The organism is Marinobacter sp. (genome assembly GCF_041686475.1).
Taxonomy (GTDB): domain Bacteria; phylum Pseudomonadota; class Gammaproteobacteria; order Pseudomonadales; family Oleiphilaceae; genus Marinobacter.
The window spans coordinates 15,150-29,522 of the sequence record NZ_JAWLDU010000023.1 but is presented as its reverse complement, the minus strand read 5'-3'; the positions used below and the strand labels follow the sequence as shown (position 1 = coordinate 29,522).

Sequence of the window (14,373 nt, the reverse complement as noted above, 5' to 3'; positions counted from 1 at the left end):
TGACTGACATACGTTGTATCAGGACATGCCGATGAAGCAAGTTGAGGAGATTTACTGGCTCAGATTCTATGGCTGCCTGGCAGTCTTCGCCTTCCACCTGATCGACCGTATCGAGCGCAATTATCTCGAGCACACGATCCTTGACCTTGCCCGTATCCCTACCGTTGTCGGCACCCCCATCTTCATTTTTATTTCCATCTTTCTGTTTTCAGTACGCTACCGTGATGAGGTTCCGCATCATTTCCTGGCCCGACGCCTGAAATACATCATGATTCCCTATGCGGTATACGGCTTGATCTACTCCATTGCTGAGTATGTCCGCCTGCTTGCCAGCGGCGAAAACGTCGGCCTGGTTGGCCACCTGACAGAGTATCTGCTCTTCGCTGGCTGGCACGGCTACTTTCTCATCGTCGCCATGCAGTTTTATCTTCTGTTCTGGTGCTACAGCCGTTTCAGGTTATGGCGTTGGCTACCTGCCGGCCCCGGCTTGCTTCTGGGCGCTGCTGTCAGCATCTGTTGGTGGGGCCTATTCCGTTATCTGAATGCAGAGCCGCCCGGCTACCTGCACTGGATTGCGCCGGTAGGTTGGATTTACCTATTTTTCCTGGCGATACTGTTGGCAAGATATTATCCCCGGCTGTTACAACTGCCGTGGCTAAAGCACCTCTCACATCCGGCCTGGCTGGTCACCATGGTTGCAGGAATTATCGTTCTGTCGCTGCTGGGCCAGCTGGAATATTCCTCCAAGGAAACCTGGGTGGTGCCCTTGTTCATTCTTGCTGCCCTTTACGGTATTCCGCGACTGGCAGAGAGAAAGGCTACGCCACTGGTTAAACGGGTCAATGAGGCATCTTTCGGGATTTACCTCGCTCATCCTATTTTCTTTTCAGTAGTAGACTTCGTTTCCTGGCAGGTTGAAATGCCTCTGTGGCTGTACGTGCTTGCTCTGGCGTTTGTTGGAATGGCCGGCTCCATTATGCTCAACAACCTGGCCGCCAAAGCCGAGTGGAGCGGAATGCTGTTCGGAAAGAAGCTCCAGGTCACCGCCGTGCCTGCTCAGAAAGGGTGAAACCTATGTCGGACCGTCAACGTGAGTTAGAGTAAGCCTGTAACTGCATTTTATTCGTTTCTAGAGACGAACCGCGGAGCTACAGCACATGCAAGATGACAACGGCCCGACTCATCCTCCCAAGCTCGATCTCGGTAATGAGTATCCTCTGTCATTCGTCGAACAGAGTGAGCAAAAGTTTTTCGAATTAATCGAGAGCCTGCCAATGGTTGCTGTGCAGGGCTACAACAGAAAGCGTCAGGTTATCTATTGGAACGATGCGAGCAGGCGCCTTTACGGCTATAGCCGGGAGGAGGCTTACGGGCAGTTACTTGAAGATCTGATCATCCCTGATCATATGCGTGAAGATGTCATAAAAGCCCATCAGAGCTGGCTCGATAGAAACATCGGCATCCCTGCCGAAGAAATTGAACTGAAGCATAAAGACGGACATCTTGTTCCGGTATATTCCAGTCATGTAATGATCAAGCAGAACACCGGCGACTGCGAAATGTTCTGTATCGATATCAGCTTACAGGAGCAAAAAAAAGCCAAGGATAAACTCTACAAGATGGCAAGCTTCGACGACCTGACCGGGCTACCTAACAGAAGATTGATGGAAGTCGAGCTATCGGCTCGTCTTATCGAAGCGGAGCGACTGAAGCGGCCAATAGCGGTCGTGTTTATTGATCTGGACAACTTCAAGATTATTAATGACACCCTCGGTCACCATTATGGAGACAAACTGCTAGAGGCAGTCGCCAAGGCCCTTAAATCTGAAATTCGCACGAGCGACATGCTAAGTCGGTTTGGCGGTGATGAATTCGTGTTACTGATTTTCGACTTTGATGGTGCAGAAGGTATTCACGAACTCCTCAGGCGTTTAATTGGGACGCTGGACCGCGGTTTCATGTTGGGCGAAGAGCGTTTCCAGGTGTCAGCCAGTTTTGGCATCAGCCTGTTTCCGGATGATGGCTCATCGGTATCACAGCTGATGAGAAACGCCGATGCCGCCATGTATCGGGCGAAAGAAACCGGCAAAAACAACATCTGTTTTTTCACCTCAGATATCAATGAACAACTGGCTCACTATCAAGAAATCACCGCACTCCTGCGACGCTCCCTCGCTGACAACAGCCTGCAACTGTATTTTCAGCCACAAATCAATCTGAAAAACGGAAATATCGAGTCCTGTGAAGCGCTCCTGCGATGCTTTGATGAAAACGCCCAGGCCGTTTCGCCCGCCATTTTTATTCCGATAGCGGAAAAATCGGGATTGATCAATCGTGTCGGGGACTGGGTAATTGAAGCAGCTTGCCGGCAGCTTAAAGCCTGGCAGGGTACAACGCTCGAAAATACACGGGTTGATATCAATCTGTCGGGCAAACAACTGACAAATCCACACCTGGCCGATCAGATTCTGCAGACTCTGCAGGATTATGGGCTTACGCCATTCCATTTAGGACTGGAACTGACGGAAAATGAAGTGGTAGGTGGAGAGGAGTGGCAGATAGAACAATTGGAAAAACTGAGACTCAGTGGCGTGCATATCTCTATCGATGATTTTGGCACAGGGTATTCCTCCCTGGTCTATCTACGGAAGTTACCGGTTTCCAGTATCAAAATAGATCGAAGCTTCCTTCATCACGCAATGGAAAACGACAGTGACATGGCGATCATGCAAGCCATGATAACAGTCGGTCATCGTCTCGGTTTGAGTGTGGTCGTGGAGGGCGTGGAAACACCTGAACAGGACACCCTTGTCAGAAGTCTGGGCTGTGATCTGGCCCAGGGATTCCTCCACGCAATGCCGATGCCGGCGGATCAGATGGAACCGTTTATGGCTGGCAAAACCTAGAAGAGGCCCGATTCGGAACCGAACGGAGGCTACTGGAGCTACTGGAATGACCAAAGCCGTGACCGACCAAATCAGTGATCTGCAGTCGTGCGGAACCGGGAGGTCAGATCGCTCATGGAAAGTGCTTCCCGCTTCAATGCCGTGCTCACCTCCCTGCTACCGGCAACATTGTCGGCCAGTGTTGCGGCGTGGGCGTCCAGTGCGTCAGACCGATCCCCGACCCTGTCAATTTCCTCGCGTTGAAGCATCAATGCATCATTGATTGTAGTGCTGCGGAGCTCCAGATCCGAAAACCGCTGGTTCATGGACACCAGGTGGGCCTTGAGTTCATCCAGCGTCTGGCGGTTACCGAGTCCCGCCTCTTTCATTTCCGCAATCTGATGATCAACACCCTGGACGCCCGAAACCAGATCCCCAACCCACTGGCGAATTTCTCCGGTGGAATCTGCAGTGCGCTTCGATAGCGTACGAACCTCGTCAGCAACAACGGCGAACCCTCGTCCATGTTCACCCGCTCTGGCGGCCTCGATGGCAGCATTCAGGGCCAGCAAATTCGTCTGCTCGGCTATGTCCGCGATCACACCAATGACCTTTTCGATTTTCAGAGTTGATTCCGTCAGCTCGTGGATAGATTCAGATACCCGATCAATAACTTCGACAGTATGCTCCGCTGCCGTCTCACTCTTTCTCAGACCGGACTGGATGTCTGCGTTTGCGCTCACTGCGGCCTGAATGGTCTCCCTGGACTCACCCGTCGATGCTTCGATCGCCGAAGCCTGCTCGGCAATGGCCCGCATTGAATTTGTGACATCCTGGATCTGGCGATGAGTGGTCTGAGAGGCCGACTCTAGCTCTTCTGCCTGTGAGTCAAGACGCTCGGATCGATCATTCACACTTTGTGAGACAACCCGGATATCACCAACAAATTCTTCGAAGCGGCCAACCAGTCGAATCAGTGCTGCCGCAACGCCGGCCACTTCGTCTGACCCGCTCAGTTTTGGAGTATTGGCGAGATCGGAGCGCTCGTCCATCATGCGGAGATCTTGCTCGATCCGCTGCAGCCGGTTGATAACAATTTTTCTCAACCAGAAAGTCATCACCACAATAACCAGCAGAAAAATCACAAACCCCACGATCAGCGATACCTGCTGGCCGCTTAGGTAATCCAGTAGTTCGCTGGATTCCTGACCAATCCGCTCCCGACTCGCCATCTCCCGGGCGCTGATGATTTCAAGCATTGGCGACAATGCAGGAAAGAGATCGAAGTCCACAGCCTTACCGGCCTGATAATAGCTCTTCTGCTGGATTCCCTCCCCAAGCTTGCCAAGATACAAATCTACAGGATCAAAAACAGTTTCGTGTTCCTCAGCCCATTGGCCAAGTTGCGCATTCTGATTAATGGCGTCCCACTTGGCGGGAATTGACTCCGACAGTGCGGCAAATTCCCGTTCTATTTCATCCCAAAGCAGCAACTGGCCTTTAATCTTGTAGGAAAGATCCTGCAAATGGCGGAGATCCTGTTCCAGGTCGTTCAGCAACCAGGATTCTGTCAGGCGATTCTCTATCAGTTGTTCAGCGGCGTTTTCGGCCTTGATAATGATTGACCAGGACAGCAGGGCGAGAGCCGAAAGCGCAAATACCGACAGAAATGAAAAGAAGAAAATCCGACTGCGAACGGTTCTCAGCATGGTGCCCCCATCATCAAATGAGGGCCTCATAGTGAACACCGATTGTGACTGAAATATTACACTTTCTCGGGGTAACGTTATTTTTCTGACGTAACTAACAGATTAAACGAGTCAGTATTACGGCATATCTGCAATACGTTTGTCACATCTCTTACACAGAATATGGATCGTAATTTCACGAATTGGCACAACCGGATGTGAACCAAAAGAATCAGTAGCCAGGGAACATGCGACGGAGCAACGCAAATTACCAGCCCTGCACCTCACTCATATCCAGGAGTGACAGATATGCAAACCTGCCTCAATCAGGAACTGAAACGTTTACTATCTGAAGAAACGATTACAACCCTTTTCCAGCCCATCGTGAATGTAGGTAAAAAGGCGGTTTTTGGTTATGAGGCACTCAGCCGTGGCCCTTCGGACAGCAATTTGCACGGGGCCCAGATGCTTTTCGAAACCGCCGAGCGCTGCGGTCTGACGTCGGAACTGGATGGCCTCTGCCTTCGCACTGCTGCAAATAGCTGGTCCGGTCAGGGTACCCAGCTAAAACTCTTCGTGAACGTCAGCCCGGCCAAACTGACGCCACCGGAGTTCAAACCTTCCCTGTTGCAGGAGCTGCTTGAGGCAAATCGACTGAAGCCGTCAGACATCGTGATTGAACTCTCGGAACGCTACCCCACAGCAGATCCGTCAGAGCTTCTTAAAACACTGTCCTGGCTGAAGACAGAAGGGTTTCTGATTGCCATTGATGATCTCGGCAGCGGGTATTCAGGACTCAAACTCTGGTCGGAACTGGAACCGGACTTCGTAAAGATCGACAGGCACTTCATAAGAGATATCCAGGATGACCTGGTGAAACGGGAATTTCTCCGGTCCGTTGTCGAACTGTCCGATCGTATCGGCTGCAAACTGATTGCTGAAGGAGTGGAAACAGAAGCGGAATTCCGGGTTGTCGCAGGACTTGGTATCTCACTGGTCCAGGGCTTTCTGTTCGGCCGGCCAAAACAAATGGCAACGGCCCGCCTGGACCCGTTGGGTGTACAACCTGCTCCCACTAACAAAGTTCCCCGAGAGGAAACAGCCGGCTCGCTGATCAGCCAAATTGAGCCTGTTACGTCCTATTCGACCATGCAATACGCCTGGGAGCGACTTCAAAGTGAACCCGGCCTGTTCGCTCTGCCCGTAGTAGACAACGGCAGGCCACTTGGGCTACTTCACAAATGGCGGGTTCTGGAAACTTTCAGTACACCTTACGGACGCGCGCTATACGAAAAATGCCGGGTTACCCGAATGCTGAACGCCGATGCCCTTGTTGTAGACTGCGATATGCCGCTTGACGAAGTCAGCCAACGGCTCATCGACGACGATGCCCACTACCTCAAGCAACACTTTATTGTTACTCACAACGGTCGATATGCGGGACTTGGCTCCACCCGCGCCCTGCTCCAGAAGATTACCATCAGGAAAATAGAAAAAGCGCGCTATGCCAATCCACTGACCCTCCTGCCGGGCAATGTTCCGATTCAGCAAACGCTGGCAACACGAACGGATAAGAGGCTGCCTTTCACCCTGATTTATTTCGACATCAACATGTTCAAACCTCTCAACGACTCACTTGGCTACAGGGTCGGTGACCAGGTCATTCTTCTACTGGCGGACCTGCTAACGGAGTTTTTCCATGTTGATGGCGACTTCGTGGGCCATATCGGAGGGGACGATTTTGTTGTGATCAGCACGTCTCCGCTTGCCATTTCCAATGCCAAAACCCTGCAAGCACGATTCGTTGAACAGACACGGCGTTTTTATACCGAAAGTGTACTGCGAAACGGATTCGTGGAATCCGAGGACAGAAGCGGGCAAATCAATCGCTTTCCCCTGGTTTCCCTGGCTGCCGGCATCGTAGAGGTCAACTCAGATGACAGACACACTGCCGACCAGCTCTCTGACGCTGCCAGTCATGCGAAAAAAAGGGCTAAAGCGACTGTGGGATTCTGCTTTATAGAGTAAGCAGGCGCACTTACTCCCGCCAGCCAGCGCCTGGCCGCAGTCCAATGAAAAATCCCATGTTACCCAGAGGGAAACTGCGGCCAAGCCCAAAACTCTGGTGTCACGCCGACCTCGGAGAGCCGGTTAGGTGACCAGAACACAACATTCAAAGCATCTAAAAAGGCACCAACTGAAACCAAAAAAGTCCGGGACTTTGAAAATCCCGGACAAAAGATAAGCAACGCTTTCGGACAAGAGCAGATTCAAGCTTCTGCTCCTACTAACCACGGTCCTCTTTAAATGTTGCAATTGTGCGACACTCGGACAGGTTACTGCGCCCTCTGAGCGAGCCTCAGCTAAAGCATCGCGTTCTCCCCTCCAATGAGATACATCTGTCGTTTTATTTTCTGCGAGCAAACATGGCATCGACAACAAAAACTTCACGAAACTGAAACAGTCCTCCCCGACAGTTAAATATCGCTTAATGTTTTCAGAGAATTACCGTAAAGATTCCTGTCGTTGTCGAAGAGGCTCAAAACACCGGAGTTTAAGCATGGAAGAGAAACCGAAAACAATGCTTGCTCCCTCAGAAATTGAGGCGGTCGGCAGCATGTTGGAAGACCTGAAAAAACTGCGAGAAACTCTCATACTCGAGACTGCGGAGCTTTCGGTTGACTTCAATGACATAAATGCCGGCTATCTGCGCAGCGCGAAAAATCTGCTTCATTACCTGTCTCTCAGGCGGCACGACCTCCGCCCGGTTCAGCAGCGTCTTGTCTCACTGGGATTGTCTTCACTGGGCCGGTCCGAGGCCTGCGTCCTCTCCACTCTGGATGCCGTGATTCGAGCCCTAACCATTTTCCTTGGCCAACCGCTCCCCGACACAGAGGTCGATACAATTCCAAAGGTCGATATTCTTGAGGGCCCGGATCTACTCGCAGAGCATACAGATCAATTGCTCGGGTGCGTAAGAAACGATCGAAACGTTCGCATCATGGTAACGATGCCGACGGAGGCCGCCCTGGATGAAAGTGTAATTCTCAACCTCCTGGCCAGAGGCATGAACTGCATGCGGATCAATTGTGCGCATGACACCCCCGAGATCTGGATGGGCATGATCAGCAACTTACGAAAAGCAGAACAAAGCATTGGCGTTGACTGCCGTGTATTCATGGATCTGGGCGGGCCCAAGATACGAACTGGCGAGATTCCACCCGGACCGAAGGTTATGCACATTCGTCCCAAGCGGGATGAGTATGGAACGATGGTGATACCCGCACGGATCTGGCTTACTTCAGAGAAATCTCCGACCAATGCGCCCGATGGTTGTGATGGCCAGTTCCGGGTTTCCAACAGTTTCCTTGAATGCTTGCGCCATTGCGACGAAATCACCTTCCTGGATGTCCGGAAAAAATCCCGTAAATGGACTGTAGTAGGGATGACCGAGAGGGGCTGCTGGGTGGAAAGTATCAAGGCTTGTTATGTGGTGCCCGGTACGAAGCTACACCTCAGGAACGGAAAACCTGAGCAATCAGTCTGTCAGATTGCCGATTTCCCGCCACGCCCCGGTTTCGTCCTGCTAAACAGAGGCGATTCACTGATCGTTACGGCGCAACCCGGACCGGAAGAGTCCACAATACAAAACCCCCAGGGAAACCCTCTCGCCTGCCCGGCCATAAGCTGCACCATGCCGAAGATCGTTTCTCAGGTCCGGCCCGGGGAAACGATCTGGTTTGACGATGGAAAGATTGGCGGCGTGATCGAGCAAGTGGAACAGGACCGATTCCTGGTAAAGATTCAACATGCGCGTGCAGAAGGGAGCAAACTCCGCAGTGGCAAAGGGATCAATCTCCCTGACAGCCAGTTGAGCATCGACGCGATCACGCCGGAAGACATCCAGAATCTGGCGTTTATCGCAGAACATGCCGATGCCATTGAAATGTCCTTCGCAAATTCTGCACACGATGTCCGATCGCTAGAAAAAAGCCTGGAGGCTATTAACGTAGCCAAGCCGGCCCTGGTACTTAAAATCGAAACGCTCAAAGGCTTTGAAAACCTTCCCCCAATGCTCCTGGCCGCCATGCGTTGGCCCAGTTGTGGTGTGATGATCGCCAGAGGCGACCTTGCGGTGGAGTGTGGTTATGAGCGTCTGGCCGAAGTTCAGGAAGAAATACTCTGGGTCTGTGAAGCGGCCCATGTCCCCGTAATCTGGGCGACACAGGTGTTGGAGCGTCTGGCTCAGAAAGGCCTCCCATCTCGGGCGGAAATCTCCGATGTCGTCATGGCGCATCGGGCGGAATGCGTCATGCTCAACAAGGGACCGCACATCTCCGAAGCTGTGGAAGTTCTGGACAACATCCTCAACCGAATGCAAAGCCATCAGAGGAAAAAGCGCGCCATGCTGAGGGAGCTCAAATTGGCTCATGTGAAGCTTTGACCGGAAGGTCAGAAAACGAGGTTGAAAAAAGATGGATGTGGTTGACCCGGATCTTAAGGCACTTTACCTCAAACGTCGCCTGCTCCCGCATGAGGCGGTAGAGACGATAGCGGACTGCAAGAATCTGATTCTGGGTATGAGTGCCGCACAGCCCCCTGCCCTGATGGCAGCAACGGCCGACGCATTGAAAGACCGACTTCTTGGTCCCCTGGCCCTCTATTACCTACACGGCACAGAAAGCCTGCGACGGAGCCTTTTGACTCCTGAATTATCCGACCGCGTTATTCCCCGCCCCCTGTTTCTTAGCCATTCCGACAGGGACGCGATTGCGCAATCCGGTTCCCAAAGCTGGATCGAGTTTGTGCCCGCCATGCTCCACCAGGCTGGGCGCCTGTTAACCGAACACATCGATCCCGAGTGCTTTTTTGTGACAGTTTCGCCCATGGACCGCCATGGCTATTTCAGCCTCGGTACCAACGCCGACTATGGCGCGTCGGTGATTCGAAAGGCCAAAAAGGTTATCGTCGAGGTCAATCGATTCATGCCTCGAACCTTCGGTGAATGCTCGGTTCACATCTCCGAAATAGATCACCTTGTGGAACATGACGAGCCGCTGATCGAAGCCACTCCCAACCCGCCTACCGATGTGGACCTCAGGATTGCCGAACAGATAGTCCAGCGGATTCATGATGGCGATACGCTGCAAATTGGTGTTGGTGGTGTTCCCAACGCTGTATTGGCTGGACTGACTGGCCACCGGAACCTGGGCCTGCACAGTGAGCTGTTTTCTCCGGCCATGATGCCGCTGATTCAGTCAGGTGTGATGAACGGCCGGCGTAAGACCTGGATGCAGCACAAGCATGTGTTCACCTTTGCTCTCGGAGACCGTGCTCTGTACGACTTTCTCGACGATAACCCCTCGATAGTGGGTTACCCGGCATCCTGGGTAAACAACCCCGACATCATTCGGCTCAATGACAACATGGTGTCCGTGAACTCTGCGCTTGAGATAGACCTGACCGGACAGATCAACTCCGAGCAACTGGGTGATCATCCGTTCTCCGGCACTGGCGGCCAACTGGATTTCGTGCGGGGCGCCTATTCCGCCCGGAACGGACGGTCGTTTGTCGCGCTCCGGTCAACGGCGCGGTCTGGCAAAGTCAGTCGTGTCGTATCCCGACTTCGCGGGGGCGCGGTGACGGACCCCAGAAACGACGTGCACTTCGTTGTGACTGAGTACGGCTGCGTGAATCTCAAAGGGCTTTCGATTCCGCAGCGAGCCCGGTCACTGATTGATATCGCGGCCCCGGAATTCAGGGAGGAGTTGGAGCGCGAAGCAATTTCAATGGGGCTGATGTGAAACAAACAAAATCGTCATTCATTACCGGTGCAGATCTATCCATCAATGGCGGCGTGTCCATCCAACGATTGAGACCACTATCGGCACACCCAAAACAGTAGCAAGTTAACGTCCTTGGCCTGCCTCGTTTACTTCCCTTCAAACGATTGCGGCAACTGCAGAACTTATCCTGAGCAGCGATTGCTAGCGTGCTATCTTTCGCGATAGGGAGGATAATCGTTGTCGCCACTTTGGCTGTTGGGGAATCCAACAGCTGCCGCCTTATCGTAAGACGGTCCGGTTACTCCAGAAACAGGGTGCGTCTATGCGTTATCGACTCAGTCAGAATGGGAACTTCAGGAAACACTTTGAACGGCTGATGCGATCCGTCAATGAGGACATCGCTTTGGCATCACTGCGCGCCTGCAGAGATCCGGAAACAGGTGTCCATGAGGCTCGCAAGAGCTGCAAGGAAATACGAGCGCTTTTACGCCTGGTCAGACCTCAAATTGGCAAAAGGGAGTTTCGCCACAGACAAGAATTTTATAGATCGATTGCTGCCAGGCTTTCTGGAAATCGGGATGCCATGGTCCGCGAAAAAACCTGGCAAGATCTTGTGGAGGAAACGCCGTCTCTCCAAAGTTCCAATTACGAAAATGTGGCGCAATTCTTATCCAGCCAGCAAAATCTGGATCCGATCGATGAGAAGGGACGTGATTTTTTCGTGGATCTGGCATTAGAGGTCGAGTCTGAGAGCAGCGCACCCAAAAACTGGAATCTGCCCAGGTCTCTCCCAGATCTACTCCCAAACCTCAAGCGCATTTACGAGAAAGCCCGAGACGCTGAGCAAAAGGCTATAGTCTCTGATGATATTGAAGAATTCCATCGGTTCCGTAAGCGCTCCAAAGACCTGTTCTATTGCATGAGGGTTCTGCGGCCTATGTTGGGTAAAGGGCTCAAACGCAAATTAGCCAAACTCCAGGCACTCACTGAGCTTCAGGGACTCGCCAATGATCAAGCCGTGTTATTGGATTATCTGTCCGAACACCGTCAGGCGATAGAGATAGACGATACGAGGTGGGAGTTTGTCGCTGATTGTATCCGGGATAAGCTGCTGGATCTCCAGAAACAAAGCCATAAAGCGGCACGGAAAGTTTTGGCGGACTCGCCAGGATCATTCCTAAAAGCATTATAAGTGGTGCAATACGACCGTCAGGATTGCTTGCTCCAGTCCTGGCGCAATTTCAAAAACTGATTTTTGTAAGGAGCGATGGTCTTCAACAAAAAATCGGACCTGGAGAACCAGCTACGCCCCCACGCGATTTCGTTCTCGGCTTCGTCATGGAGTGTCGAGTCAATTATCCATTGATGCACGCTGGAATGAATGACTCTGGCGACCGAAACAACCCGGCACTCGTGCAGGGGCTGGGAAGGCGAAAATTCGAACTTATCGCATTTAACAAGTAACGATGTTTCCTGGGTATTGGCAGCAAGTGCTGCTGCATCCAGGAGAAGCTGGAAGATGATGCTGTCTTTTACAGTTCCCCATGAGGTGGAGGCTTCTGGAGTGAGTCGGACTGATACAGAACAAAATCCGCATGCAAGATCGAGATTGGGGCGGACCCAGACTCCAGATGAGGACGAGAAAAACAATGCCTGCAGAGCTTGGTGATGGTTTTTTCTATCACTCATGGCACACCTGACTGCCTTACTCGCCCAGCATTCGATGGGACCGAAAGGATTGGGTTGCTAACCCTGAAGACTGGAAAACTGTTAAAAAAGCCGGGAGGAGCCCCCGGCAACATGATTCTGCTTAGAGAAAACACGATGATGTTTAGTAACACCATCAACAGAATAACGAGCAGTGATTGCAGTATTGTTTCAATTTCCAGGCACTGACCATCTGTTTCTGTTTAACGCTTTCCAGTCGACAATGTTTCCGTCAGAGTCAAAGTGGACGAAACCCGCGTAATCATCATCGTCGTCGTGCCAGGTTTTAATATAGCCGACCACTTCACCCTGCTCTGAGAGCATTCTGAACGAGGATCTGCTGGTACCTTCAGACACTCTGCCAGCATTTTCATTGGCGATTTCCTGGAGCGTAGCGTTGGGTTCGTTAAGCAAGGCAAGGGCGAGAAGTTCAGAATTCACGGGGTAAACTCCTTTGTATTGAAACTATTGAGAGCATAACAACGGAACAGGCCCTATTATATCCGAGACTTCATAGGTTGGCTTGACTTCTCTCAAGACCGTTTCTGAATAAAAAACAACCAGCCAATAATCTATGATCCCCTGGTCTATCGAAGCATCTGTATGCCCAAGAGAATGAATGAAAAATAACGCGGATGAACCCCCTAGCATGATCTGACGGGTAAGGGACGAGTTCAATCAAATGGATGTTCCGCTGTTTCCATCAGAGAATGGCCAAGAACTTCTTCGTCATTGACGCTGACAAGGCACCCAGATAGTCGGAACAATAGCTTGAGCTGACTCATCCGGGCCGATAAAGCACGACAATCCTCTTGACGATGCCCTTATCAGACAATACCGGCAGGTAACTGGCATTCAGCCAAATACCCTCCCCTTGTGCGTCCAGATTAAAGAACTGCCCCTCCTTCACATGCCCGGTTACAAGCTCTCGCCAGAAAACGATATATTCTTCGCCTCTGGCGTAGTCGTCTTCGCAGAAAACCCGATGGTGCTTTCCGATTAACTTTTCTTCCTGCTGGTACCCAAACAGTTCCAGGCAGGGCTTGCTGACCCGCTCGACCAGACCATCCCGGCTGAGCACCATCAGCGCCGTGTGCTGTTCGATGGCCCGAAAGTCCGCCTCCAACTCATCAATGCGGCTCTCGGCGGCTTGCAGTTTCTCCTGTGTGGCCTGAAGTTCCAGCTTTGTCCGATTGTAAAATGCCACCTCGCCCCCTCTGCGGTTGCTCTGAATAGTTTAGGTTACAACACTTTCTGTTAAGCAACCCTTTTACGAAACTGCGGAGTATTCTGATTGCTCGGCGGGCAAACACAGGGAAATTAATCAAACTCGTATCCTTCAATCCCCAGACCGGTATCGGCGAATTTCACGGTACTGCCGCGCCCGACAGCGCCGGCGGCTTCATCTGATGAGAACCAAATGTCTTTTTGCTCGTAATATCTTGATACAGTGAAATGAGCAGCCCATGAGCCTGATATCCAAACCGTTCGATGACAGTGGCGTAGAGATGGTTGATGACATCGCCCGATACGGCACGTCAATCTCCAAACGCATAGAACAGTTTCGCCAACGAAGTGGTCAGCGCAGCGACTCTGCGAATCTCTACTCCGGCTTTGCTGTTATGTGGGTGCTCTGCGACACCGTTTGCGAAATCATCGACACTTCTGCAAACGAGCCCTTTCGCAAAGAGTGCGCTCGCGCGGCCAACACATTCCTCATTGAATCCGCGTGTCCAGATGACCTGCCCGACTTGGGACTTCCCGACGATCACCAACCATCACAAGCACTTATCAAGGAAGTGAGCTCAATCCTGGCTGATGACCAGATAGTCCCGGCAAACGGCAGCGTCCCGCTTCAGACGTTGTTGCTGGCATTGGTCTGGGCCGCTCTGAGCTTTGCAATGGAGTCGTTGCCTGCCGACCAGGCTCGTACCTGGGTACGCCAGCGGATCATGGACTCTGCAAGAGCGGCCCCTTACCATTGACTGCCACACTCTGTGACCTATCGCTATGACAAAGCTCGCTCTTGTAACCGGACCAAGCTCCGGAATTGGTCATGAAACCTGCGCCCTGTTTGCGCGGGAAGGCTATAAAGTTGTCGCCCTAACGCGAGAACCCAATGGCGCCGGTTCCGCAGCCCAGGAAATAAAGCTGGACCTTGAGTCCTTTGAGCAGATTGAAAGTCTTGAGGAAGTGCTGGGGCCGAGATTTGATGAACAGGGCAGCAACAGCCTGGAAAGTGTCTCACTTGTGCTCCCGGGCCCCGTGGTGACCCGGTTCAGAGAACATGCCCTGGCGGCTTTGCAG

The 14,373-nt window shown here is 52.1% G+C and carries 12 protein-coding genes; 8 read left to right on the top strand and 4 right to left on the bottom strand.

Annotated elements, in window-relative coordinates; all coding sequences use genetic code 11:
* Positions 1-31: 31 nt before the first annotated feature.
* Together ACESMB_RS07475 and ACESMB_RS07470 are read left to right on the top strand one after the other, a co-directional pair.
* The gene (locus ACESMB_RS07475; RefSeq protein ID WP_372925837.1) at positions 32-1,069 is read left to right on the top strand and encodes an acyltransferase family protein; all 1,038 of its coding nucleotides are present in this window, start codon (positions 32-34) and stop codon (positions 1,067-1,069) included.
* 88 nt (positions 1,070-1,157) lie between these two features.
* Positions 1,158-2,906 (top strand): putative bifunctional diguanylate cyclase/phosphodiesterase, encoded by a 1,749-nt coding sequence (locus ACESMB_RS07470; RefSeq protein ID WP_372925836.1) that lies wholly within the window; start codon positions 1,158-1,160, stop codon positions 2,904-2,906.
* Between the two features lie 71 nt (positions 2,907-2,977).
* Here ACESMB_RS07470 and ACESMB_RS07465 read toward each other — a convergent pair whose 3' ends face one another.
* On the bottom strand, positions 2,978-4,624 hold the full coding sequence (locus ACESMB_RS07465) for a methyl-accepting chemotaxis protein (RefSeq protein WP_372971231.1): 1,647 nt from the start codon (positions 4,622-4,624) through the stop codon (positions 2,978-2,980).
* A gap of 258 nt (positions 4,625-4,882) precedes the next feature.
* Between ACESMB_RS07465 and ACESMB_RS07460 the strand changes: the two genes are divergently transcribed.
* The 4 genes from ACESMB_RS07460 to ACESMB_RS07445 all read left to right on the top strand — a co-directional run bounded on the left by ACESMB_RS07460 (position 4,883) and on the right by ACESMB_RS07445 (position 11,551).
* On the top strand, positions 4,883-6,601 hold the full coding sequence (locus ACESMB_RS07460) for a GGDEF domain-containing protein (RefSeq protein WP_372971230.1): 1,719 nt from the start codon (positions 4,883-4,885) through the stop codon (positions 6,599-6,601).
* Positions 6,602-7,133: 532 nt separating this feature from the next.
* Positions 7,134-9,017 carry a pyruvate kinase gene (locus ACESMB_RS07455; protein WP_372971229.1) on the top strand — a complete coding sequence of 628 codons (1,884 nt, stop codon included), beginning with the start codon at positions 7,134-7,136 and terminating at the stop codon, positions 9,015-9,017.
* A 31-nt stretch (positions 9,018-9,048) separates the two neighbouring features.
* Positions 9,049-10,377 (top strand): acetyl-CoA hydrolase/transferase family protein, encoded by a 1,329-nt coding sequence (locus ACESMB_RS07450; protein ID WP_372971228.1) that lies wholly within the window; start codon positions 9,049-9,051, stop codon positions 10,375-10,377.
* 304 nt (positions 10,378-10,681) lie between these two features.
* Positions 10,682-11,551 carry a CHAD domain-containing protein gene (locus ACESMB_RS07445; protein ID WP_372971227.1) on the top strand — a complete coding sequence of 290 codons (870 nt, stop codon included), beginning with the start codon at positions 10,682-10,684 and terminating at the stop codon, positions 11,549-11,551.
* 17 nt (positions 11,552-11,568) lie between these two features.
* Here ACESMB_RS07445 and ACESMB_RS07440 read toward each other — a convergent pair whose 3' ends face one another.
* The 3 genes from ACESMB_RS07440 to ACESMB_RS07430 all read right to left on the bottom strand — a co-directional run bounded on the left by ACESMB_RS07440 (position 11,569) and on the right by ACESMB_RS07430 (position 13,273).
* Positions 11,569-12,048: a hypothetical protein gene (locus ACESMB_RS07440; RefSeq protein ID WP_372971226.1), complete on the bottom strand. Its 480-nt coding sequence runs from the start codon at positions 12,046-12,048 to the stop codon at positions 11,569-11,571.
* Between the two features lie 189 nt (positions 12,049-12,237).
* Positions 12,238-12,507, bottom strand: a complete 270-nt coding sequence (locus ACESMB_RS07435) for a hypothetical protein (RefSeq protein ID WP_372971225.1) — start codon at positions 12,505-12,507, stop codon at positions 12,238-12,240.
* A 340-nt stretch (positions 12,508-12,847) separates the two neighbouring features.
* The gene (locus ACESMB_RS07430; protein ID WP_372971224.1) at positions 12,848-13,273 is read right to left on the bottom strand and encodes a PAS domain S-box protein; all 426 of its coding nucleotides are present in this window, start codon (positions 13,271-13,273) and stop codon (positions 12,848-12,850) included.
* Between the two features lie 259 nt (positions 13,274-13,532).
* On the opposite strand from ACESMB_RS07430, the gene ACESMB_RS07425 reads away from it, so the two are divergent.
* Together ACESMB_RS07425 and ACESMB_RS07420 are read left to right on the top strand one after the other, a co-directional pair.
* Positions 13,533-14,051, top strand: a complete 519-nt coding sequence (locus ACESMB_RS07425; RefSeq protein ID WP_372971223.1) for a hypothetical protein — start codon at positions 13,533-13,535, stop codon at positions 14,049-14,051.
* Between the two features lie 25 nt (positions 14,052-14,076).
* On the top strand, positions 14,077-14,373 hold a 297-nt coding region (locus ACESMB_RS07420; protein ID WP_372971222.1), incomplete at its 3' end, for an SDR family NAD(P)-dependent oxidoreductase.